Source organism: Amycolatopsis sp. NBC_00345 (genome assembly GCF_036116635.1).
GTDB lineage: Bacteria > Actinomycetota > Actinomycetes > Mycobacteriales > Pseudonocardiaceae > Amycolatopsis.
The window spans coordinates 1,578,008-1,599,336 of the sequence record NZ_CP107995.1; the positions used below are offsets into that span (position 1 = coordinate 1,578,008).

Consider the following 21,329-nt stretch of genomic DNA (forward strand, 5'->3'; position numbering starts at 1 on the left):
TCTCCCCGGGATATCGGCGCCACGGCTCCTGGCGCCCTGCCACAGTGCAGCGTTGACCCGCCGACGGATCAAGCGAATTACGGCCGGTCAGCGGCGAAGCGCGTGTTGCAGCGCTTCGAGGACTTCGCGGGCGGCGGTCGGGCCGGTGTTGAGGTAGAAGACGTCGTCGTCGACCGGGATCGCGGTCTTGGCGGCGACGGCGGTCAGCGTCGGCCAGAGCGGCGCCGAGGTCAGAGTGGCCGCCTTCGCCGGGCCGCCCTGCACGCCGTAGAAGATCCAGTCGCCGTCCGCGCGGTCCAGCTCTTCGTTGCTGATGTCCTGTGAGGTCTGGCCGAACTGCTGGTCGCGCGGCCGGGCGAGGCCGGCGTCCTCGGCGATCGAGCCGGTGAACGACGGGACGCCGAAGATCCGCAGCCGGTCCGCGTTCTTCCGCAGGAACGAGACGGCCGGGGCGGGGTGCAGGGACGCGCCGAGGGCCGCGGCGTCCGCGTGGTAGGCGTCGAGCAGGTGCTGGGCCTGCTGGGTTTTGCCGAGCGCGTCGGCCAGCAGCAGGAAGTCCTGCTTCCAGTACAGGCCCGTGCCCTGCGTCGCGACGGTCGGCGCGATGGCGCTCAGCGAGGTGTACAGCGCGGCGGCGTCCTTGCCCGCGGTGTTCATCACGACCAGGTCCGGCTTGAGGTTGCCGATGGTCTCGAGGTCCGGGGCGACGCGGCTGCCCACGTCCGCGACCTTCGCGGCCTCGGGGAAGGCGGCGAGCAGGTAGCGGGGGACCAGTTCCGCGCCGTCGCCGCGGGTCGAGCCGACCGGCACCACGCCGAGGGTGAGCAGGGCGTCGGCCTGGCCGGTGGAGATGACGACCACCCGCTTCGGCGCCGCCGGCAGGGCGGTGGTCCCGGAGAAGTGCTTGACCGTGCGGGGAAAGACGCCGTCCGCGGCGCCGCTGCCCATGCCGGCCGGCATCGTCCGCGGGGCGGTCCACGCCCGTCCGGACCCGGCCGCCTGCGGCGCGTCCGGGCTGCCGCCGGAGCAGCCCGCGAGCAGCAGGACGGCGGCCACCAGCACCGCCGGCACGGTCTTGAGGGCGCGCCCGAGCGAAGGGCCATGGTTCACACGCATGGGCTAGAGGGTAGCCTTACCTAACGTGAAACCTGGACGGTTGCCCCGCTCGATCAGGTCACACTCGTGAGCACCCTCGACCCGGACGCCGCACTGCGGCACCGGCTCGGCCGTCGGACGGCCTTGCGCGTCGGCGGCCTGGGTGTGGGCGTGCTGGTGCTCGCGCTGCTGCTGTCGCTGAGCCTGGCCGTGGGCACCCGGGGCATCCCGCTCGGCTCGGTCTGGACCGCGCTGCTGAACCCGGGCGACGGCACCCGCGAGTCGATCATCGTGTGGCAGCTGCGGATGCCGCGGACGCTGCTGGGGATCGTCGTCGGGGCCGCGCTGGCGATCGCCGGGGTGGTGATGCAGGCGGTTTCGCGCAATCCGCTGGCCGAGCCGGGGATCCTCGGCGTCAACGCGGGTGCGGCGCTGTCGGTCGTGCTGGCGATCTCGGTGCTGGGCGTCGCGGACGCGGGGGACTACGTGTGGTTCGCCCTCGCCGGCGCGGTACTGGCCACCGCGCTGGTCTACGGGATCGGCGGCCGGGTGGCCGGGTCCGGGCCGGGGGCGGGGGCGGGGGCGCAGGGCCGCGTCCGGCTCGTGCTGGCCGGCGCCGCGCTGACCGCCTGCTTCGGCGCGGTCACCGGGACCGTCACTATGTTCAACGCGAACACCTTCGACTCCTACCGGTTCTGGGTGGTCGGCTCGCTGGCGAACCGGGACACCGCGGTGCTCGGCCACGTGCTCCCGTTCATCGTCGCCGGCGCGCTCGTGGCGCTGGCGCTCGGGCCGCGGCTCAACGCGCTCGCGCTGGGCGAGGACGTCGGGATCAGCCTGGGCGTGCGGCCGGGGCCGGTCCGGCTCGGCGGGCTGGTGGCGATCACGCTGCTCGGCGGGGCCGCGACCGCGGCGGCGGGCCCGGTCTCGTTCGTCGGGCTGCTCGTGCCGCACGCGCTGCGGCTGGTGCTCGGCCACGACGTGCGCTGGCTGCTGGCTTACTCCGTGGTGGCCGGCCCGATCCTCTTGCTGGCGGCGGACATCGTGGGCCGGGTGGTCGCGCCGCCCGGTGAGCTGGAAGTGGGGATCGTGACGGCGTTCGCGGGTGCTCCGGTGTTGCTCTGGCTGGTCACCCGGCGTGCCGGACGGTCGGCGTGACGACGCGCGCCGTGACGTTGCCGGGCGGCATCGTGCTGCGGGTGCGCCCCCGCGCGGCCGCCGTCATCGGGGCAGTGGCGCTGGTCGCCATCGCGGTGTCCGGATACGCCGTGCTCACCGGCAACTACCACCTCTCCGTCGGCGACGCACTGGGCACCTTCGTCGGCGGGGGCGCGGCGACCGATCGGTTTTTCGTGCTGCAGCAGCGTTTGCCCCGTGCGGTGGCGGCGCTGCTGGTCGGCGCCGGGCTCGGCTGTGCGGGCTCGCTGTTCCAGAGCGTGTCGCGTAATCCGCTCGGCAGCCCGGACGTCATCGGCTTCACGACCGGCTCGGCGACCGGCGCGCTGGTGTCGCTGCTCGTCCTCGGTCCGGCGCCGGGGACGGGCTCGGGGGCCGGCGTCGGTGCGGGCGCGCTGATCGGAGGCCTGGTCACGGCGGGGGCGGTGTACGCGATCAGTGCCGTCCGCGGGGCCGGCGGGCGGCAGCAGCTGGTACTGGTCGGGATCGCGGTCGGCGCGATGCTCGCGTCGGTGAACGACTACCTGCTCACCCGGGCCGACCTCGACGCCGCCGAGACCGCGAAGTCCTGGCTGTTCGGCAGCCTCAACGCCATCTCCTGGCCGCAGGTCGTCCCGGCCGCGGTCGCCCTCGCGGTGCTGCTGCCGGCCGCGGTCCCGCTCGGCCGTCCCTTGCGGCTGCTGGAAATGGGCGACGATTTCGCGACGGCGCTGGGCGTCCGGGCCGCCCGGGTGCGGTGGCAGGCGCTGCTCGTCGGTGTCCTGCTGACGGGCGCGGCGGTCGCGGTCGCGGGGCCGGTCGGGTTCCTCGCCCTCGCCGCCCCTCAGCTGGCGCGGGCACTGCTTCGTTCCTCCGATGCCGCGCCGTTGACGTCCGCCGTCACGGGCGCGGCCCTGCTCGCCGCGGCCGACCTGGGGGCGCAGCGGTTGCTCACGCCGTTCCAGATCCCGGTCGGCCTGGTCACCGGCGCGCTGGGCGGCGCCTACCTGGCCTGGCTGCTCGCCACCGGCCGATCGCGGTGATCACCGCCGGGTGAGCGGGATTTCGGCCCCGACGCGGGACAGCTTCGCCGGATTGCGGAGAACGTGTCGTTGAACAGCCACACGTCGGCGCGGTGTCGGCGTGGCCGCCGACGATCCGGAGTGGACGGTCGGCGGCCCCGGCCGTCAGCTCGGCCCTGAGTCGTCAGCGCAGCGGTTCGAGTGCCTTGGCCAGCGGCTCCAGCACGGACGGCGTGTGGGGCGGGGGCAGGTACACGATCGCGAGGTCGAGGCCTGCCTCGCCGAGCGCTTCCACTTCGGCGGCGACCTTGGCGTAGTCGCCGTCCGGGCTGAGGCGGACGTGCGAGGACAGCGTGATCTCGGCCGGGTCGCGGCCGATGTCCGCGCAGTGGCGGTGCAGCACCTCGCGCTTGTGGGCGAACTCCTCGGGCGTGCCGCCGACGAAGTTCCAGTGCTGGGCGTACTTCGCGGCCGTGCGCAGGGTGCGCTTCTCGCCGCTGCCGCCGATGCAGAACGGCGGGTGCGGCTTCTGCACGCCCTTCGGCTCGCAGCGGGCGTCGGTGAGCTGGTAGTGCTGGCCCTGGAACGTAGTGGTCTCCTGGGTCAGCAGGCCGAGGAGGACTTCGCAGCCCTCCTCGAACCGGTCGCTGCGGTCCTTGATCGAGCCGAGCTCCATGCCGTAGGCGCCGGACTCCTCTTCGTTCCAGCCGGCGCCGATGCCGATCTCCAGCCGCCCGCCGGAGACGATGTCCAGCGTGGCGGCCATGTTCGCGAGCAGCGCGGGGTGGCGGTAGTGGATCCCGCTCACCAGCGTGCCCAGCCGGAGCCGCTTCGTGGCCTGCGCCAGCGCGGTGAGGGTGACCCAGCCTTCCATGCACGGCCCGGTCGGATCGGAGAAGATGGGATAGAAGTGGTCGAACGTCCAGCCGGATTCGAACAGCTCGATCTCGTCGGCGGCCTGCCAGACGGCGAGCATGTCGGCCCAGACGGTGTCCTGGGGCGAAGTCTTGATGGCGAATCGCATGCTGGCGATCGTAAACCTGGAGTTCCTCCAGCGCGGGACCTTTCCGGGCCCGGGCCCCATGCCTCAGGCCCCGGGCCCGCGCGCGGACCTGGATCAGCCCGTCACGGCGTCGAAGCCGACCCGCAGTTCTTCCGGGCCGCGCAGCAGCATGTTCGCCCGGTACGGCGGCGGGTCGGCGACCAGGCGTGGGCGGGTCAGCCGGGTGGCGATCGCGCTCAGCGCGGCCTGTCCCTCCATCCGGGCCAGCGCGGCGCCGAAGCAGTAGTGCACCCCGCCGCCGAAGGCGAGGTGCGCGTTGCCAGGGCGCTCCGGCCAGAACCGGTCCGGCTCGGCGAACCGCCGCGGGTCGCGGTTGCCCGCGCCGAGCAGGATGACCACCTGGTCGCCGGCGGGCACGACCTGGTCCGCGATGCGGACGTCGGCGGTGGCCCGGCGGCTGGTCTGCTGCACCGGCGGGTCGTAGCGCAGCGCCTCCTCGACGACGGCGGGGGCCAGGCCCGGGTCGGCGCGCAGCCGGTCGAGCACGTCGGGGTTGCGCAGCAGGGCGAGCGTGCCGTTGGTGATGAGGTTGACGGTCGTCTCGTGGCCGGCGATGAGCAGCAGGCCGAGCGTGGTGGCGAGTTCGACGGTGTTCATCCGGGTCTCCGGGTCGCCGTCGGTGAGCAGCCCGGAGACCAGGTCGGGGCCCGGCCGGTCGCGGCGCCGCGCGATCATCGGCATCAGGTAGTCCCGCCAGTCCGCGCGGGTCACCTGCAGCTCCGCGATCTCCTGCTCGGTCAGGCTCTCGACCGGGTCGAGCGCGCGGGTGAGCCGCGACGCGAACGAGTGGAACACGGGTTCCTCTTCCGCCGGGACGCCGAGGAGCTCGCAGATGACGCCGACCGGCAGGGGATAGGCCAGCGCCGTGACCACGTCGAACTCGCCCGGCCCGGTGCCGGCCTGCCGGTCGAGCAGCCGCGCGACCATGGCCTCGATCCGCGGGCCCATGCCCATGATGCGCGGCATGAACTGGTGCATCGTCTGGTCTCGCAACGTGTTGTGGTGCGGCGGGTCCAGCATGAGGAACGGGCCGCGGAACGGCTTCCCGTCCGAGCCTGCCGGCCCCTCCGGGTCGACGTCGTCCTGCGCGGACAGGCGGGGGTCGCGCAGCAGCGCGGTGATGTCGGCGTGCCGGGAGACCACCCAGCGGTGCTCGGCGAGCCGCTGGATCGGCTCGCCGGCCAGCTCGGCGAAGTACGGGTACGGGTCGTGCCGGTTGGCCTGGTCGAGCAGCCGGCCGTACGCGGCGGCGGCGGGGTAGGGCTGGGTGCTGGTCATGACTGTCCTCCGTGGACGGTGGTGAGGGCCGGGCCGCTTGATTCGGCACTGTTTGATCCCGCGCTGAGGACAGTGGCGTCGGCGGGCGAGTCGGTCGCGTTGATGGCGGGCGGGAACGGCGCCCGTTCGGTGATGAGGGCGGCGTAACCGTCCAGCACCCGCGGCGAATTGACCGCGACCGCGCCGACCGTGATCCCGCCCCGGCCGTAGGCGGCGACGAACGGGCCCCGCTCGAACGAGCCCTGCGTGAGTACGACCTGGTCGGCCAGGTGCGGCAGGCCGACCGACTTGACGTTCAGGCCGAACTGGTCGGACCAGAACGCGGGCAGCGCGGTGGCCGGCCGCTGGTGCCGGTGGGTGAGGTTGTGCGCGGCGACCTCGGCCTGGTCGACGGCGTTGCCCCAGTGCTGCAGCGCCTGGGGTTCCGCGTCGAAGTGCGGGTGGCGCCAGCGGGCCACGTCGCCCGCGACGTACACGTCCGGCACGACGGCGCAGTCGAGGCCCATGGCGCGTCCGGCCGCGTCGCACTCGACTCCGCGTGGGTCGGCGGCGAGCCCGCACCCGGCCAGCCATTCGGTGTTGGCGACCGAGCCCAGCGCGACCACCGCGACGTCCACCTCGAGCTCGTCCCCGTCGGAAAGCCACACTCGCCGCAGCCGGCCTTCGGCGTCGCCGTGCAGGGCGGTGACGGTCGTGCGGACCCGCAGGTCGATCCCGTGCGCCCGCTGCCGCGCGCCGATCGCCGTCCCGACGGCTTCGCCGAGGGCGCTCGCCATCGGCGCGGCGCCGCGAAGCGCGACGGTGACCGGGATGTCCAGATCGTGGCAGCTCGAAGCGACCTCGGAACCGGTGAAACCACCGCCGATGACCAGCACCCGGCGCGGCCCCGCGGTGAGATCGGCGCGAATCCGGTCGGCGTCCTCGCGTCCGCGCAACAGGTGCACGCCCCGCAGCGCGGCCTCGCCGGGGACCGGCCACGGACGGGACCGCGACCCGGTCGCGATGACCAGCCTGTCGAACCCGATGCGGCGATCGTCGGCCAGCCGCACCTCACCGGCGGCGAGGTCCAGGCCGGTCGCGGCGACGCCGAGCAGCCGGCGTGCGTTGAGGTCCTGGGCGCTCGGCAGGAAAAGCCGGTCGGTGCCGGTCCGCCCGGCCAGGACCGCCTTGGACAGCGGCGGTCGGTCGTAGGGCTCGTGCGGCTCGTCGCCGATCAGCACCAGTTCCCCGGTGAACCCGTTGGCCCGCAAGGAATCCGCCGTGCGCAGTCCCGCGAGCGACGCGCCGACGATGACGATCCGCCGGGGCGTCATCGCATCTCCGCAGCAACAGCTTGGGAAACAACACCGGCTTCGGCCGACCGGCCGAGCAGAATCGCCTGCGCCGGACAGGCCAGCGCGGCCCGTTCCACGGCCTGGTCGGACCCCGCGTCCGGCACATGGTCGTACTCCAGCGACTCGGCGCCCTGGAACCGGAACACCTCCGGCGCCGCGAACACACACTGCCCGTAGCTCTGGCAGCGGTTCAGGTCGACGACCACTCGCATGATGACAACTCCTTCTCCCCGCGGGGCAACGGGTTCGGTGAAACCCTCGCTCGGCGCCGACGTTACGGTCGCCGCAGCGGGGCGTCGTGAGGCTGGAGTCGTATTCCGGGTGGAGAGCCGTCTCCACCCGGCGGCGCCCGATGACCGGGATGGAAGACTCGCAGCTGATGGACACGCCCGAGGATCGGAACGCCATGACCACGATCGGACCCCGGACCACCGACTTCCGGGACGGGCTGATCCAGCCGGTCCTCGTCCTCGGCGCGACCGCCGTCGGCGCGGTCCAGTGGTCCGCCCGCGACGTCGTGTTCCCGCCGGTGGCGCTCGCGCTGTTCGTGCTCACCGCGCTGGCCGGGATCGGCACGCTGTTCCCGTGGGCGCGGCTGGGCCCGCGGACGCAGATCGCCGCGATGAGCGCGTATATGGGGCTCGGCGCGTTGCTGCTCCCGCTGGCGCACGAGACGCAGGCCGTCGCCATCTTCCCGTTCATCGCGGCGTCCGCGGCGGGCGGGAAGCTCGCCTCCCGGAAGGCGGCCGTCGGGATCGCCGTCGGCGGTGCCCTGCTCGCCACCGTGGCGAGCAGGGTCGTCGGGCAGCTGGTGCCGGCCGCGCCGCAGTGGCCGTGGTGGGCGCCGCTGACCGTCGCCCTGCCCGTCTACATGGGCATCTCCTTCCGGGACCGGCAGGACGTGCTGATCAGCGCGCGCCGCGCGACCGAGGCGGCCGAGCGCGCCGCCGAGTCCGAGGCCCGCGAGGCCGCGCTGCTCGAACGCGCCCGCATCGGCCGTGAGGTCCACGACGTGCTCGGCCATTCGCTGTCCGGGATCGCGCTGCAGCTGGACCTGGCCGACGCGCTGCGCGGCAGCGGCCGTGAGGAGGAGTCGATCGCCGCCGTCCGCCGGGCCCGCGCGCTCGCGGTGGACAGCATCGGCGAGACCCGGCGCGCCGTGCAGGCACTGCGGGAGGACACCCTGCCGCTGCCGGACCTGCTGAGCCGGCTGGCCGAGCGCAACGCGATCGACTTCACGATCACCGGCGAAGCCGTGACGGCCGGCGCCGAGGCGACGCACACCGTGTTCCGCGTGGCGCAGGAAGCGCTGACCAACGCGGCCAAGCACGCGCCGGGCGCGACGCGCACGATGAGTCTCACGTGCACCGGTGACCGGGTCATCCTGACTGTCCACAACGGACCTGCCGCCGAGGCTCACAGTGCTGTAACGAAGGCTGGAACGAAGGCTGGCGCGGCGGGTGGCTCCGGCGTCGGCCTCGTCGGCATGCGCGAGCGCGCCGCCCAGCTCGGCGCCACCCTGCGGGTGGGCCCGGCCCCCGACGGCGGCTGGACCGTGGAACTGGACTTGCCCCGGTGACGGCCGGATCGCCGGTGTCACAGTCCTCGGCAAGGCCCTCGGCGAGCCGCGCGAGCAGGACACGGGCACGCTCCGTGTAGCGCAGCTCACACGCGAGTTCCCGGCCGCCAGATTCGGACATTTGGGCAGATAGTGCCCGGGAATCTGGATCTTGATCACCCATCGGTGGCCATTCACAGCTTACGTACAACTTGTGCCAACGTTTCTCACACACTCGACCGCCATACCTATCGGAGTGGCTCCGCCCCGGATCCCGAGGTCCGTTCTCCCCGTAGGTGGTCGAATTGCCCGGAGTGATCTCTGCCCGACAAAGTGAGCACGTCCCTGAACCCCGCGACGAAGCCGAGCGCGGTGACCAGCAGCGTCATCCGACCGTCGACGTCGTGATCCCGGTGTACAACGAGGAGAGATCGCTGCCCGGGTGCATCCGGGTGCTGCACGACTACCTCAGCAACGGTTTCCCGTTCGAGTGGACCATCACCGTGGTCGACAACGCGAGCACCGACGGCACCGAGCGCGTCGCCAACCAGCTCGCCGAGACCACGGACAACGTCCGCGTGCTGCGCCTGGAGCGCAAGGGCCGCGGGCTGGCCCTGCGCACGGCGTGGGGGTTCAGCGACGCCGACATCGTGGTCTACATGGACGTCGACCTCTCCACCGGGCTCGACGCGCTGCTGCCGCTCGTGGCGCCGCTGAGCAACGGGCACTCCGACATCGCCATCGGGTCCCGGCTGGCGCCCGGCGCGCGCACGGTCCGCGGGCCCAAGCGCGAGGTGATTTCCCGCTGTTACAACGCGTTGATCCGGCTTTCCCACGGCGCCCGGTTCTCCGACGCGCAGTGCGGGTTCAAGGCGGCGCGCGCCGAGGTGATCCGCCCGCTGCTGCAGCGCATCGAGGACGACTCCTGGTTCTTCGACACCGAACTGCTGCTGCTGGCCGAGCACAACGGCCTGCGGGTGCACGAGGTCCCGGTCGACTGGGTCGAGGACACCGACACCCGCGTGAACGTGACGTCGACGGCGCTGGACGACATCCGCGGGCTGGTCCGGGTGGCCCGCAACAAGGCCAGCGGATCGGCCAAGGTCGACGACCTGCCGCGCCGGCCCGAGCCCGCGCCGATCCACCCGGACGCGGTGGTGGCGCAGCGCCGGGAGACCGGGCTGCTGTGGCAGGTGCTCTGCTTCGGCCTGATCGGCGCCGCCTCCACGGTCGCGACCCTGCTGCTCTACGCGGGATTCCGCACCTGGTGGCCGTACTGGGTGGCGAACTTCGTCGCACTGACGATCACCACCCTGCTCAACACCGAAGCCAACCGCAGGCTGACGTTCATCGGGCGAAAACGGCCGGGCGGACGCGTGCACCTGCAGGGGCTGGTGGTGTTCGCGCTCTACTACGCGTTCACGTCCGGCGCGTTGTTCCTCCTGGACGCGCTGAAACCGCGGCACACCGCCCCGCTCGAACTCGTGGTGCTGCTGGCGTCCTCCCTGGTCGGCACGGCCGGCCGGTTCGTCCTGCTGCGCATCTGGGTGTTCCGCCACACCAAACCACCGGCCTCCCTGGCCGGCGAGCAGTCCGTCGAAGAAAAGGTGGCCGCATGACGGCAACGGCCGTCCGACCCCGCGCTCTGTCCACGCCTCGCATCGGCTGGCAGCCCCTCGCCCTCGGCGCGATCGTGCTGCTGTCGATCGTGCTCTACAGCTGGGGCATCGCCGCCGAAGGCTGGTCGAACACGTTCTACTCGGCCGCGGTCAAGTCGATGTCGGAGAACGCGACGAACTTCCTGTTCGGCTCGTTCGACCCGGCCGGCGTGGTCACCGTCGACAAGCCGCCGATGGCGTTCTGGCCGCAGGTGGTCTCGAGCTGGATCTTCGGCTACCACGGCTGGGCGCTGCTGCTGCCGGAGATCATCGAAGGCGCCGCGGCGGTCTTCCTGCTGCACCGCACGGTCCGCCGGTGGGCGGGGGAGAACGTCGCGCTGCTGGCGGCCCTGATCCTCGCGATCACGCCGGTCACCGTCGCGATCGACCGCAGCGTCAACCCCGACGCGATGCTGACGCTGCTGTGCGTCGCGGCCGCCTACGCGGTGACCCGCTCGGTGGAGCCGGGGATCACTTCGCGCAGCGCGACGAAATGGCTGCTGCAGGCCGCTTTCTGGGTCGGCTGCGGGTTCGTCACCAAGATGCTGGCCGGCTGGATGATCATCCCGGCGCTGGTGCTCGCCTACCTCGTCGGACGCAACGCCTCCTGGGGGCGACGGCTGCTCGACCTGCTCGGCGCCGCCGTGGTCCTGCTGGTTTCCTCGCTGTGGTGGGTCGCGCTCACGGCGTGGTGGCCGGGGCAGAAGCCCTACATCGGCGGCAGCACGGACGGCTCCGCGTGGGACCTGATCGTCGGTTACAACGGGCTGGGGCGCGTCTTCGGCGAAGGCGGCTCCGGACCCGGTGGCCGCGGCGCTGGAGGTGGCTTCCCCGGCGGCGGTGTTCCTAGCGGCGGTGTTCCTGGAGGCGGTGTTCCCAGCGGCGGTGTTCCCGGTGGTGGTGTTCCTGGCGGCGGGTTCCCCGGCGCGGGCGGCCCGGGTGGCGGCCCCGGTGGCGGTGGTCCCGGCGGGGCGTCTTTCGGCGGTCAGTCCGGGTTGTTCCGGATGTTCGGTGAGTCCGCGGGCGGCCAGATCAGCTGGCTGCTCCCGCTTTGCCTGCTCGTGCTCGTTGTGGTCGCCGTGACCGGGTTCCGCACCTGGCGGGCGAAGGGGCCGGCGCAGCACGTCGTCCGCGCGGGCTGGATGCTCTGGGGCTCGTGGCTGGTGATCATCGCGCTGGTGTTCAGCTTCCAGGACGGCATCTTCCACCCGTACTACACGACTCAGCTCGCCCCCGCGGTCGCCGCGCTGGCCGCGGGCGGGCTCGCGCTGCTGTGGCGCTACCGCCACTCCGGGTTCGCCTGGACGCTCCTGCCGCTGGGCATCGCGCTCACCGCGGTGTGGGCGTGGGTGGTGATCTCCCGGGACACCTCGTGGAACGGCTGGCTGCGGTACGCCGTGGTCGTCGCCGCCCTGCTCGCCATCGGCGGCCTGGTGCTCGTCCGGTTCTCCGGCGCCCTGCCCGCTGCCGGCGTGCGTGTGGTCGGGGTGATCGGGCTGGTCGCGGTGCTGCTGACCCCGCTCGTCTGGTCGGGCGCCACGGCGTTCGCCGGTGGCGGCGGCGGGATGGGCGCGACGATTCCGATGGCCGGCCCCAGCAGCTCCGGCTTCGGCGGGTTCCCCGGCGGCGGGCGTCCTGGCGCCGGTGGCCGTGATGCTCCTGGCGCGACCGGTGCTCCTGGTACGACCGGTGATGCCGGGACGGCCGAGATGATGGAAATGATGGAGATGATGCGCGGCCGTGGCGGGAACGAGGACGGCTCCCTCACCGCCGAACAGCGGAAGATCCTGGACTACGCCGTGAAGAACGCGCACGGGGCGCAGATCGTGATGGCGGTCGAGGGCGGCTCGATGGCGTCGTCGGGCTACATCATCAACAGCGACACCACCGTCATCGGAATGGGTGGTTTTTCCGGCACCGACAACGCCCCCAGCGTTGCTCTGCTGAGCAGCTGGAAGGCCGCCGGAAAGCTGGGCTTCGTCCTGGAATCCCAGGAACGGCGCGGCGGTGGCGGCGGCGGTTTCGGCCGGGGCGGCGCGTCTTCGGCGCGGACGACGTGGGTCGAGCAGAATTGCCACGCGGTCCCGGCGAGCGCCTACGGCGGGACCGGAACGCAGAGCCTTTACGACTGCGTGAGCGCATGATCGCGGCGGACCGGCACACAGGAACGGGGTTCAAGCTGTCACGATGAATGGTTTCCCTGCTTCGCGGCCGGCCACGGTCCTGGTCGTCGACGACGAGGTCGACATCCTGGAACTGCTGACGGCGGCGCTGGAACTGAGCGGGTTCACCGTGTTCTCCGCGGGCACCGGGGCCGCGGCGCTGGAGATGACGGCGCGGCTGGTGCCGGACATCCTGGTGCTGGACGTGATGCTGCCGGACTACGACGGGTTCACCGTCGCCCAGCTGCTGCGGGCGGAGGGCAACCAGGTGCCGGTGCTGTTCCTGTCCGCGCGGGACGCGCTGGAGGACCGGCTCGCGGGGCTCGGCGCCGGCGGGGACGACTACGTCAGCAAGCCGTTCAGCTTCGACGAGGTGGTGATGCGGATTCGGGCCATCCTGCGCCGGACCGCCTCGCCCGGCGACGGCGAGCTGCTGCGGTACGCCGACCTCGAACTGGACGAGGCCGCCCACGAAGCCCGGCGCGGGGGAAGGACGATCCCGTTGTCCCCGACCGAGTTCAAGCTGCTGCGTTACCTGCTGGTGAACTCGGGGAGCGTGGTGAGCAAGTCGCAGATCTTCGACCGGGTGTGGAACTCGGACTTCGTCGGCGAAACGCGGGTGATCGAGTCCTACATCAGTTACCTGCGGCGGAAAATCGACTCGGCCGGGCCGCCGCTGATCCACACGATCCGCGGCGTCGGCTACAGCCTCCGCCTGCCCAAGTCCACCGACGAGCTGCGGTCGGGCCCTTGAGCGGCCCGGCTGGTGGCAGTGGTGGAAACGGCGGCGCTGCTGGGACCGGTGGCGCTGGCGGCGCTGTTGGCACCGACGGTTCTGTCGGCACTGTTGGCGCTGTCGGTTCTGTTGGCACCGGCGGTTCTGGCGGCGCTATCGGTTCTGCCAGCGCTGTCGGCGCCGGGAAACGCCGCCGCCCCTGGACGCTGCGGGCGCGGCTGACGTTGGCGTTGCTGGTGCTCCTGGCGACCGGGCTGACCGCGTTCGGCTTCATCAGCGTGACGGCGTTGCAGAGCTCGCTGGTCGACAGCGTCGACGATCAGCTGAACGGGGTCGTGACCATGATGTCCGACCCCGACCGGCCGCCGCCGCGCCCGCCGCAGCAGATCAACGTCCGCGACCGGTTGCCGACCGACTACCGGGTCCTGTTCTACGACAGCACGGGGCGGCTCACCGAGCGGGTCGGCCAGGCGAAGGGGGAGACCCTCATGCCGGTGGTGCCGCCGATGGACGTCGCTTCGGTGCGCCGCCGCGGCGACACGGCGGTCACCGTGGGCGACGAGAACGGCGACACGACCTGGCGGGTCCGGACCGCGGTCCAGGCGCCGACGCCCGCGCAGCCGGTCAGCGGGACGGTGGCGGTCGCGGAGTCGCTGGACACCGGCATCGCCACCGCGAACCGGCTGAAGACGATCGAGGTCGTTTTCGGTTTTGTGCTGGTGGTGCTGCTGGGGGTGATCGCGACCTGGCTGATCCGGCTCGGCCTGCGGCCGCTGACCCGGATCGAGCACACGGCCCAGGCGATCACCGGCGGCGACTTCGACCGCCGGGTGCCCGACCTGGACCCGCGGACCGAGGCCGGGCGGCTGGGGTCGGCGTTCAACGTGATGCTCGGGCAGGTCGCGTCGGCGCTGAAGAAGCGTGAACAGTCGGAGGACCGGTTGCGCCGCTTCGTCGCCGACGCCTCGCACGAGCTGCGCACCCCGCTGACGTCGATCCGCGGTTTCGCCGAGCTGTACCGGAAGAGCGGTGGATCGTCCGAAGTGGACGTAAAGCGGATGATGAGCCGGATCGAGAACGGCGCGATCCAGATGGGACTGCTGGTGGACGACCTGCTGCTGCTGGCCCGGCTCGACCAGGAGCGCGTGCTGGACCTCACCGAAGTCGACTTGTCCGCCCTCGCTGCGGACGTCGTGCACGACGCGCGGGCCCGCGAACCGGCGCGAGCGATCGGCTTCGCGGCCCCGGCCGAACCGGTCCGCGTGCTCGGCGACATCCACCGGCTGCGCCAGGTCGCGGCGAACCTCGTCACCAACGCGCTGGTGCACACCCCGCCCGACGCCGAGATCACCGTCTCGGTGTGGCTCGAAGCGGCGGACACCGGCGCGTGGCCGGTCGTCGTCGGCACGGGTGACCCGCCGCCCGCCGGACGGGACTGTGCCGTGCTCGAAGTACGCGACAACGGCCCGGGAGTGGCTCCAGACAACGCTTCCCGCATCTTCGACCGCTTCTACCGCGCCGGCCATGCGCGGGCCAAGGCCGGCGGCGCCGGGCTCGGCCTCGCCATCGTGGCGGCCATCCTCGACGCCCACGGCGGATCCATCCTGCTGCTGACGACTCCGGGCGGTGGCGCGACTTTCCGCGTCCTGCTCGGCTCTGCTTGACGACCTGCCCGAAAACCTGCCCGAAAACCTGCTCGACAGCGTTCTTCTCCCTGAAAATCCCCGCCCTGCTTGAGAACACCGACAAGGAGTCCCTTGACCGACACCGACGTGGCGGCGCGGCCGAAAACCCGGCGCGCCCTCCTGATCGCCGTGGCCGCTGTCGTCGTGCTGGGCGGGCTCGCCGTGCGCACGGCGTTCTTCTCCTACACCTCCGACGACTACCGGGCGTTCGTCAGCCAGTGGTACGAGTTCATCAAGCAGAACGGCGGTTTCAGCGCCCTCAAGTACAACTTCGCCAACTACAACACGCCGTACCTGTACCTGCTGGCGATCCTGACGCACATCCCGGTGCCCACGCTGTACGGCGTCAAGGCGATCTCCATCCTGTTCGACCTGGTGCTGGCGTTCTTCACCTACCGGATCGTCGCGCTGCGGTACCCGGGCACGTGGTGGCCGCTGCTGGCCGGGGCGATCGTGCTGTACCTGCCGACGGTGGTGCTGAACAGCGCCGCCTGGGCGCAGGTGGACTCGGCCTACTCGGCGTTCGGTGTCGGCGGGGTGTATTTCGTGCTCCGCAAGCGGCCGTGGCTGGCGTGTGTGTTCTTCGGCCTCGCGTTCGCCTTCAAGCTGCAGGCGGTGTTCTTCTTCCCGGCGTTGCTGCTTTTCGTGCTGCGGAAGCGGGTGCCGTGGCCGGCGCTGCTGCTGATCCCGGCGGTCTACCTGGTGCTGGACGTGCCCGCGCTGCTGGCGGGCGCGAACTTCGGTGACCTGCTGAAGATCTACCTGAGCCAGTCCGACACCTATGACCAGCTGACCTTGAACGCGCCGAACGTCTACCAGTACCTCAGCTCGGTCAGCAGCTCGTCGGCGCTGAAGATCGGCGGGATCGTGGTGACAGGGCTGATCCTGCTTGCGCTCATGATCCCGGTAGTGGTGCGCAAGTCCGAGCTGACGCCGGCCCGCATCGTCCTGGTCAGCGCGATCTCGGTGACGCTGGTCCCGTACTTCCTGCCCGCGATGCACGAACGCTACTTCTACCCGGCCGACGCGCTGAGCGTGATCGCCGCGTTCTACCTGCCCAAACGGCTGTGGGCGTTCCCGATTTTGGAGCAGTTCGCCTCCGGTTTCGCTTATGCGCCATACCTGTTGAACTCGCGCCAGGGCGGCCCGGGCGGCTTCCCCGGCTTCCCCGGCTTCCCCGGCAGCCCCGGCAGCCCCGGTGGACCCGGCGGCCGACGCGGTTCCGGTTTCCCCGGCTTCCCTGGCGGCACCGGTGGTACCGGTGGCCGGCGCGGCGGCTTCCCCGGCGGGTCCCGGCCCGGCGGCACCGGTGCGGGTGACGCCCGGCCTGGCGGTACCGGCACGGGCGGCACCACGGAACCGCCCGGCGTGAACGATCCGGGTCACCTCGTCCAGCGCAACGCCGGTGGCGCGCAGTCCGGGCAGCAGTTCCGCCCGCCCGGTGGCGGCAACGGCGGAATGACCACGGGCACCGTGCTGGTCGACTTCTGGATCCTGTCCACGGCGATGCTGGCCGGCCTGGTCCTGGCCGTGTGGGCCGCGGTCCAGGACTTCCGCCGGGGAACTCCGGCCGATCCGCAACCCGCGCCGGAGCCCGTGCCGGAACCCGACCCGGAACCGGCGCCGGAGCAGACGAAGGGCGCACCCGAGTAGTCCTCCCTGGACGGTCTGTGGCGAGGAGATTGGCTTCCTGGCCGTCGGCTGCAGCGCATCAAGTATCAGTACTGGCCGCCAGTGGCAGGCCGCCTGCCGCCAGTGGCCAGTCGTCGGTCGCCAGTAGCCGGTCGCGGGCGACCGGTCGCTGGTGACCGGTTGCAGGTGGCTGGTCGCGGCTGGCCGGGACAGCGGCATCGGCCTCGTCCGTGACGGCACGTGACCTTGCACCACGATCCACACCTCCAACGATCCACACGAGACTCATGCTTACTTGGCGCGCCTGGTCAGGCGGCGCGGGTGTGGGGTGGGTCGTGGGCGGTGTTGTGCATGGGTCTTCGTTGCGGGTCGAGCCAGGCGGGTGGGATCCATTCGACGATTCCGTTGCGGAGTCGGATTTCCCAGCCACCGTGGTGGGCCAGGAGATGATCGCGGTCGCACATGGACGCCATGTTCCCGATGTCCGTCGGTCCGCCGGGGCCGCCGTGAGGGTTGGTCCAGTACTCGATGTGGTGCGGCGTGGTCCATTTCGGGCCTCTCGTGCACCAAGGGGCGGTGCATCCTTTGTCGCGTAAGGCGAGGGCTCGTCGTTGGGCGGGGGTTGCGGTGCGGACGGCGCGGCCTAAGTCCAAGACTTCACCGGCGCCGTTGAGGACGGCGGGGAGGACTTTCGCGTCGCAACACAGGCGGCGTAGCTGGGAGACGGTCATGGGGTCGTGTCCGTCGGGCATGACGGTTCCGGCGCGGCATTGGAGGTCGTCCAGGCTGATGGTGATGGTGGCGATGGCTCGTTCGCCGGCTTTGACGGGCAGGTCGGGGGCGCGGGCGGCGAGGTCGAACACGGCGGCGATGGCGTCGCCTTGGCGTTGTGATCGGGTTCGCGGGTCGGGGTTGCCGAAGGAATCGGCGGGGTCGGGTTTCGCGAGCACAGTGAAGAGTTGTTCGGCGAGGGTTGCGGTGTCGGGGTCGAATTCGCCGGTGTATCTCATTCGGCCGTCGCGGGTCCGGGTATAGCGGAACTCCCGTCGGGGGCGGGCCAAGTCCTGTTCTCGTTTGTCGGGGTCGGTGTTGGTGAAGTCCCAGTAGGCCTGGATTCGCTGGCCTACCTTCCGCAGAGTCGCGGGTGGGGCTTGGTGGGCCAGCTCGACCAGGGTGGTTTCGTTGGCTGCCAGCTCCTCCGGGGCGACGGAGTCAGGGGCGTGGGTGAGGACGTGAGCGATCTCGTGGGCGTGTTCGCGGTTGAGTTCACCGGCGGCCAGGGCGCTCCGCATCATCGGGAGAACCGCGGTCGCTTGTGTGACTCGCGCGTTCGCTTCCTTCCGCGAGATCCGTAACGATCGCACCAGCATCGTCTGGGTGCTGCGGAAACCCTTGCCCACAGCCACACCACGCTGGTCGACCTCGTCGACCAACGCCAGCATCCGCGCATACGCACGGCACAACTTCCGCTCAGCAGTGAGAAGTTCGGTGGTCAGTTCGTCCTCGGAAAGGTGCCACTCCGGCACCTGGTTTGGTGTCCCCATGCGGACGACAATATCTCGAACGCATGTTCGAAACATCACTCGAACGGGTAAGCCTGCGACCTCGCAATAAGGCGCGGAAAGCCTGTAGCATCAATGCAATCACCAGGAACACCCACCACGAAACCGATCTGAGTGTCCACTGTGTACAAAGGATGGAATCACCCCGCGCTGGTCACCCGTGCGAACATAGCCCCGATCTCAAGCGGTCAGGTACAACACGGCGTAACAAGCGAGCCAGTGCTCGACCATGTAGTCCCCGCCAGTGACGTGGTCCAGCTCCGGCTCGGCGTGCTTCTCGGCGGCCTCGCGCATCAGGGGCGCCCTCGGGTCGTCGGCCGGGAGGTGGTCGGCCAGGCGCAGCCAGCACCAGGCCCGGCTGAGGTTCAGGCCGCGCAGGTGGGCGAGCTGGCCGTCGCTGTCGTCCGATACGGTGGCCGGGGTGAACAGTGTGGCGGGCTGGGCGTTCGCGAGGCCGGGCAGGAAGTGGCTGAACCACGTCCGGAACTCTTCGGTGACGGCGGCCAGCGCGGTGTCGGCGACGGACACTCCGGCGGCGGCCGCGGCGCGCACCAACCCGGACTTCGTCGTGATCGCCCGGACGGACGCGATCGCCCCGCTGGTGCCCGTCGAGCGGCTCGGTGAACTGGGCTGCCGGCTGGTCATCATCCCGTCGGACCTGCAGCGGGCGGTCATCGCGAGCTGCCGGCGCGTGCTCGGCGCGATCAAGCGGCACGGGGACAGTTCTTCGCTCGGCGACGAACTCGCCTCCTTCTCGGAGCGGGAGGAGATCGTGCGGACCCGGGAGTACCTCTCGGCCTGACCACCCGGGGGCGGTGCGCGGGTGAGTTTCGGCACCCGCGCCGCTCCATCGCGCGTGAACACCTAGCATGTGGATCACGTGGCGGGAAGACCGGTGGAATTCCGGGGCTGCCCCGCAACTGTGAGGCCCGGCGCGTCCGGGCCGGAGCCAGATACCGCCACGCGATCCACCGAACGGTCAGTACCACGCGGGTTGGTCGCGGGCCGGAAGAGCCGCCGGGCGGGCGGCCCTTCCGCGGTGCGCTTGCCTCGTTTGCTGGCCCGGCGCGAGGGAGTCCGGCGATGGTGCCAGCGAGCGACCGGCCACTGAGCCGGCGAGGGTTCCTGCTCGGCACCGGTCTGGCCGCGGGAGCGCTGGTGAGCGGCTGCGGAAGCGGGCCGGGCACCGGCGGGGGAGCGGGCATCACCACGTTTTCCGCGGTGCTCGAAGGCTCCGGGGCGGACGAGAGCCTCGACCCGGGGACCAGCCACCTGTTCATCGACGAGGCGCGGCTGAAGGCGTTGTACGACGGGCTGTTCGAGGTCGACAACACGATGCGGCCGGTGCCGCGGCTCGCCAGCTCCGGCGAGCCCAACGCGGACGGGACGCGGTGGCGCATCGTCCTGCGGGACGCGCGCTGGCACGACGGCACGAAGGTCACCTCCGCGGACGTGCTGTACACGCTGTCGCGAGTGCTCGGCCCGCCCGGGCCGAAGCCGTTCATCGCCGCCGCGACGCTGGACCTCGTCGACCTGGCCCAGTCACGCGAGGTCGACGAGCGGACGGCCGAGATCGTGCTGAAGCGGCCGTCGTTCGAGTTCCTCACCGCGCTGTCCGCCTACGGCACCCGGGTCATCCGGGACGGCACAACGGACTTCTCCCGTCCGGTGGGGACCGGGCCGTTCCGGTTCACGTCGTTCCGGCCGGGCAAGGAGCTGGTGGCCACGGCCTACGACGGTTACTGGGGCGGTGCGCCGAAGATCCAGCGGCTGCGGGTCCTGAGCGCGGAAGCGGACGCCCGCCAGGCCGCGTTACGCAGTGGTCAGGCCGACTTCGCCGACAACCTGACCCCGGCCGCGGCGAAGACGCTGCGCGGCGTGGACGGGGTCAGCGTGCAGTCGGCGCCGCACAGCGGGATCTACTACTTCGCGATGAAAACCGACCGGCCCCCGTTCGACAACGTGGACGTGCGCCGCGCGCTGATGCGGATGGTGGACCGCGAGGAACTCGTCAAGGTCGCCCTGCAGGGCCAGGGCGAGGTGGCCAACGACGTGTTCGGCCAGGGCTTCGAGTACTACGCCGGCGACCTGCCCGCGCACACCTACGACCCGGACGAGGCGAAAGCCCTGTTACGCAAGGCGGGTGTGCCGGACCTGTCGTTCGAGCTGTTCACCGCGCCCGCCGCGGCCGGGTTCGTGGAGGCGGCCACCCTGTTCGCCGAGCAGGCCAGGCGGAGCGGGGTCACGGTGCGCGTGCGGGTCGGGTCCGGCGACACCTACTACTCCGAAGCGCTCAAGAGCGGGCAGCTGACCATGGGGCAGTCCGGGCCGCTGCCGATCCCCAACCACTTCGCGTCCCGGCTGCTGACCGGCTCCCCGCAGAACCGCACCAACTGGAGCGACCCGGAGTTCGACGCGCTGTACGGCCGGGCGGTGGCCACCGCGTCCGAACCGGAGCGGGCCGCGCTCTACCACCGGCTGCACGAGATCCTCCACGACCGCGGCGGGTTTGTGTTCTGGGGCAACGCCTTCTGGACCAGCGCCGCTTCCTCGACGTTCCATGGAATTCCCGCCGGAGTGCCCAATTCGCTGGACTGGGCCCGATTCGACAAGGTGACCCGATGACTGCCTCCCTGACCCAGGACCGCGCGCTGTACTGGCTCGAGCGCTGGGACCGCCAGCAGGAGTTCTACATGCCCGACCGCGAGGAGCGGTTCGCGGTGATCGGCGACGTGCTCGCGGAGCTGGTTCCCCGGGCGGACCCCCTGATCGTCGACCTCGGCGTCGGCCCCGGCTCGCTCGCCCGGCGGCTGCTGGACCGGTTCCCCGGCGCGAAGGTCGTCGGCGTCGACGCCGATCCGCTGCTGCTCGGGCTGGCCGAACTCGCGTACGGCGGCGACCGGTTCCGCACCGTTTTCGCGGACTTGCGCCACTACAGCTGGTACGAGGCGCTCGGCCTCGACCGCGCGCCGGACGCGTTCGTCAGCACGACGGCGCTGCACTGGCTGGACCGGCTGCCGCTGCGCGAGCTGTTCGCCCAGTGCGGAAAGGCGCTCGAACCGGGCGGGGTGTTCATCGACGGCGACCACCTCTACGAGGGCGAGGCCGGCCCGCGGCTGGACACGCTCACGCGCTCGTTGACCAAGCGCCGGACGGTCCGGGCCGGGGTGCGGCGGGACGAGGACTGGGCGGCGTGGTGGGAAGCCGTCGCGGCGGCGCCCGAACTGGCGGAGCTGGTGGCCGCGCGGGCCGGCGGGTTCGCCCACGAGGTCACCGCCCGCCCGTCGGTGCACGACTACCTGGGCTTCCTGCGCGAGGGCGGGTTCGCCGAAGCCGGCACGGTGTGGCAGGTCGGCGACGACCGCATCGTGACCGGTATCCGCTGACGC

At 71.5% G+C, this 21,329-nt stretch carries 19 protein-coding genes and 1 riboswitch; of the genes, 12 read left to right on the forward strand and 7 right to left on the reverse strand.

Going from position 1 to position 21,329, the window contains the following annotated elements:
* Positions 1-87: 87 nt before the first annotated feature.
* Positions 88-1,116 (reverse strand): iron-siderophore ABC transporter substrate-binding protein, encoded by a 1,029-nt coding sequence (locus OG943_RS07165; RefSeq protein ID WP_328608894.1) that lies wholly within the window; start codon positions 1,114-1,116, stop codon positions 88-90.
* Positions 1,117-1,182: 66 nt separating this feature from the next.
* Here OG943_RS07165 and OG943_RS07170 point away from each other — a divergent pair, with 66 nt between their 5' ends.
* Both OG943_RS07170 and OG943_RS07175 read left to right on the forward strand, forming a co-directional pair.
* Positions 1,183-2,253: a FecCD family ABC transporter permease gene (locus OG943_RS07170; protein WP_328608895.1), complete on the forward strand. Its 1,071-nt coding sequence runs from the start codon at positions 1,183-1,185 to the stop codon at positions 2,251-2,253.
* Entirely contained in the window at positions 2,250-3,293 is a 1,044-nt protein-coding gene (locus tag OG943_RS07175; protein WP_328608896.1) for a FecCD family ABC transporter permease, read from the forward strand. Before OG943_RS07170 ends, OG943_RS07175 begins: the two co-directional genes overlap by 4 nt.
* 163 nt (positions 3,294-3,456) lie before the next feature.
* On the opposite strand, the gene OG943_RS07180 is transcribed toward OG943_RS07175, so the two are convergent.
* The 4 genes from OG943_RS07180 to OG943_RS07195 form a co-directional block, all read right to left on the reverse strand.
* Positions 3,457-4,296, reverse strand: a complete 840-nt coding sequence (locus tag OG943_RS07180; protein ID WP_328608897.1) for an LLM class F420-dependent oxidoreductase — start codon at positions 4,294-4,296, stop codon at positions 3,457-3,459.
* Positions 4,297-4,389: 93 nt separating this feature from the next.
* Positions 4,390-5,613, reverse strand: a complete 1,224-nt coding sequence (locus tag OG943_RS07185; RefSeq protein ID WP_328608898.1) for a cytochrome P450 — start codon at positions 5,611-5,613, stop codon at positions 4,390-4,392.
* Entirely contained in the window at positions 5,610-6,926 is a 1,317-nt protein-coding gene (locus OG943_RS07190; protein ID WP_328608899.1) for an NAD(P)/FAD-dependent oxidoreductase, read from the reverse strand. Before OG943_RS07190 ends, OG943_RS07185 begins: the two co-directional genes overlap by 4 nt.
* On the reverse strand, positions 6,923-7,159 hold the full coding sequence (locus tag OG943_RS07195) for a ferredoxin (RefSeq protein WP_328608900.1): 237 nt from the start codon (positions 7,157-7,159) through the stop codon (positions 6,923-6,925). Before OG943_RS07195 ends, OG943_RS07190 begins: the two co-directional genes overlap by 4 nt.
* A 194-nt stretch (positions 7,160-7,353) precedes the next feature.
* Here OG943_RS07195 and OG943_RS07200 point away from each other — a divergent pair, with 194 nt between their 5' ends.
* The 7 genes from OG943_RS07200 to OG943_RS07230 all read left to right on the forward strand — a co-directional run bounded on the left by OG943_RS07200 (position 7,354) and on the right by OG943_RS07230 (position 16,399).
* Entirely contained in the window at positions 7,354-8,526 is a 1,173-nt protein-coding gene (locus OG943_RS07200; RefSeq protein ID WP_328608901.1) for a sensor histidine kinase, read from the forward strand.
* A gap of 383 nt (positions 8,527-8,909) precedes the next feature.
* Entirely contained in the window at positions 8,910-10,124 is a 1,215-nt protein-coding gene (locus tag OG943_RS07205) for a bifunctional glycosyltransferase family 2/GtrA family protein (RefSeq protein ID WP_328612023.1), read from the forward strand.
* The gene (locus OG943_RS07210; protein ID WP_328608902.1) at positions 10,121-12,307 is read left to right on the forward strand and encodes an ArnT family glycosyltransferase; all 2,187 of its coding nucleotides are present in this window, start codon (positions 10,121-10,123) and stop codon (positions 12,305-12,307) included. The genes OG943_RS07205 and OG943_RS07210 overlap by 4 nt, the downstream gene beginning before the upstream one ends.
* 43 nt (positions 12,308-12,350) lie before the next feature.
* On the forward strand, positions 12,351-13,079 hold the full coding sequence (locus tag OG943_RS07215) for a response regulator transcription factor (RefSeq protein WP_328608903.1): 729 nt from the start codon (positions 12,351-12,353) through the stop codon (positions 13,077-13,079).
* Positions 13,080-13,091: 12 nt separating this feature from the next.
* The gene (locus OG943_RS07220; RefSeq protein ID WP_328608904.1) at positions 13,092-13,283 is read left to right on the forward strand and encodes a hypothetical protein; all 192 of its coding nucleotides are present in this window, start codon (positions 13,092-13,094) and stop codon (positions 13,281-13,283) included.
* Positions 13,284-13,297: 14 nt separating this feature from the next.
* A complete protein-coding gene (locus OG943_RS07225; protein ID WP_328612024.1) occupies positions 13,298-14,725 on the forward strand; it encodes a sensor histidine kinase in 1,428 nt (475 codons plus the stop codon).
* A gap of 93 nt (positions 14,726-14,818) precedes the next feature.
* Complete coding sequence (locus tag OG943_RS07230) at positions 14,819-16,399, forward strand: glycosyltransferase 87 family protein (protein ID WP_328608905.1); 1,581 nt, start codon at positions 14,819-14,821, stop codon at positions 16,397-16,399.
* A gap of 287 nt (positions 16,400-16,686) precedes the next feature.
* Here OG943_RS07230 and OG943_RS07235 read toward each other — a convergent pair whose 3' ends face one another.
* Positions 16,687-17,922: a DUF222 domain-containing protein gene (locus OG943_RS07235; RefSeq protein WP_328608906.1), complete on the reverse strand. Its 1,236-nt coding sequence runs from the start codon at positions 17,920-17,922 to the stop codon at positions 16,687-16,689.
* 198 nt (positions 17,923-18,120) lie between these two features.
* On the reverse strand, positions 18,121-18,492 hold the full coding sequence (locus OG943_RS07240) for a DUF2891 family protein (RefSeq protein ID WP_328608907.1): 372 nt from the start codon (positions 18,490-18,492) through the stop codon (positions 18,121-18,123).
* 16 nt (positions 18,493-18,508) lie between these two features.
* On the opposite strand from OG943_RS07240, the gene OG943_RS07245 reads away from it, so the two are divergent.
* The 3 genes from OG943_RS07245 to OG943_RS07255 all read left to right on the forward strand — a co-directional run bounded on the left by OG943_RS07245 (position 18,509) and on the right by OG943_RS07255 (position 21,326).
* Positions 18,509-18,742, forward strand: coding sequence for a hypothetical protein (locus OG943_RS07245; RefSeq protein WP_328608908.1), 234 nt, complete (start codon positions 18,509-18,511; stop codon positions 18,740-18,742).
* Between the two features lie 61 nt (positions 18,743-18,803).
* A riboswitch (cobalamin riboswitch) is annotated at positions 18,804-18,919 on the forward strand.
* A gap of 104 nt (positions 18,920-19,023) precedes the next feature.
* Complete coding sequence (locus OG943_RS07250; protein WP_328608909.1) at positions 19,024-20,565, forward strand: ABC transporter substrate-binding protein; 1,542 nt, start codon at positions 19,024-19,026, stop codon at positions 20,563-20,565.
* Complete coding sequence (locus tag OG943_RS07255) at positions 20,562-21,326, forward strand: class I SAM-dependent methyltransferase (protein ID WP_328608910.1); 765 nt, start codon at positions 20,562-20,564, stop codon at positions 21,324-21,326. Before OG943_RS07250 ends, OG943_RS07255 begins: the two co-directional genes overlap by 4 nt.
* Positions 21,327-21,329: the final 3 nt, after the last annotated feature.

Excerpts from the sequence above, each read along its gene's own strand:
- OG943_RS07190 (WP_328608899.1), bottom strand. The coding sequence starts at position 6,926 with ATGACGCCCCGGCGGATCGTCATCGTCGGCGCGTCGCTCGCGGGACTG.
- OG943_RS07185 (WP_328608898.1), bottom strand. The coding sequence starts at position 5,613 with ATGACCAGCACCCAGCCCTACCCCGCCGCCGCCGCGTACGGCCGGCTG.
- OG943_RS07250 (WP_328608909.1), top strand. The coding sequence starts at position 19,024 with ATGGTGCCAGCGAGCGACCGGCCACTGAGCCGGCGAGGGTTCCTGCTC.
- OG943_RS07210 (WP_328608902.1), top strand. The coding sequence starts at position 10,121 with ATGACGGCAACGGCCGTCCGACCCCGCGCTCTGTCCACGCCTCGCATC.
- OG943_RS07235 (WP_328608906.1), bottom strand. The coding sequence starts at position 17,922 with ATGGGGACACCAAACCAGGTGCCGGAGTGGCACCTTTCCGAGGACGAA.
- OG943_RS07165 (WP_328608894.1), bottom strand. The coding sequence starts at position 1,116 with ATGCGTGTGAACCATGGCCCTTCGCTCGGGCGCGCCCTCAAGACCGTG.
- OG943_RS07255 (WP_328608910.1), top strand. The coding sequence starts at position 20,562 with ATGACTGCCTCCCTGACCCAGGACCGCGCGCTGTACTGGCTCGAGCGC.
- OG943_RS07180 (WP_328608897.1), bottom strand. The coding sequence starts at position 4,296 with ATGCGATTCGCCATCAAGACTTCGCCCCAGGACACCGTCTGGGCCGAC.
- OG943_RS07195 (WP_328608900.1), bottom strand. The coding sequence starts at position 7,159 with ATGCGAGTGGTCGTCGACCTGAACCGCTGCCAGAGCTACGGGCAGTGT.
- OG943_RS07215 (WP_328608903.1), top strand. The coding sequence starts at position 12,351 with ATGAATGGTTTCCCTGCTTCGCGGCCGGCCACGGTCCTGGTCGTCGAC.
- OG943_RS07200 (WP_328608901.1), top strand. The coding sequence starts at position 7,354 with ATGACCACGATCGGACCCCGGACCACCGACTTCCGGGACGGGCTGATC.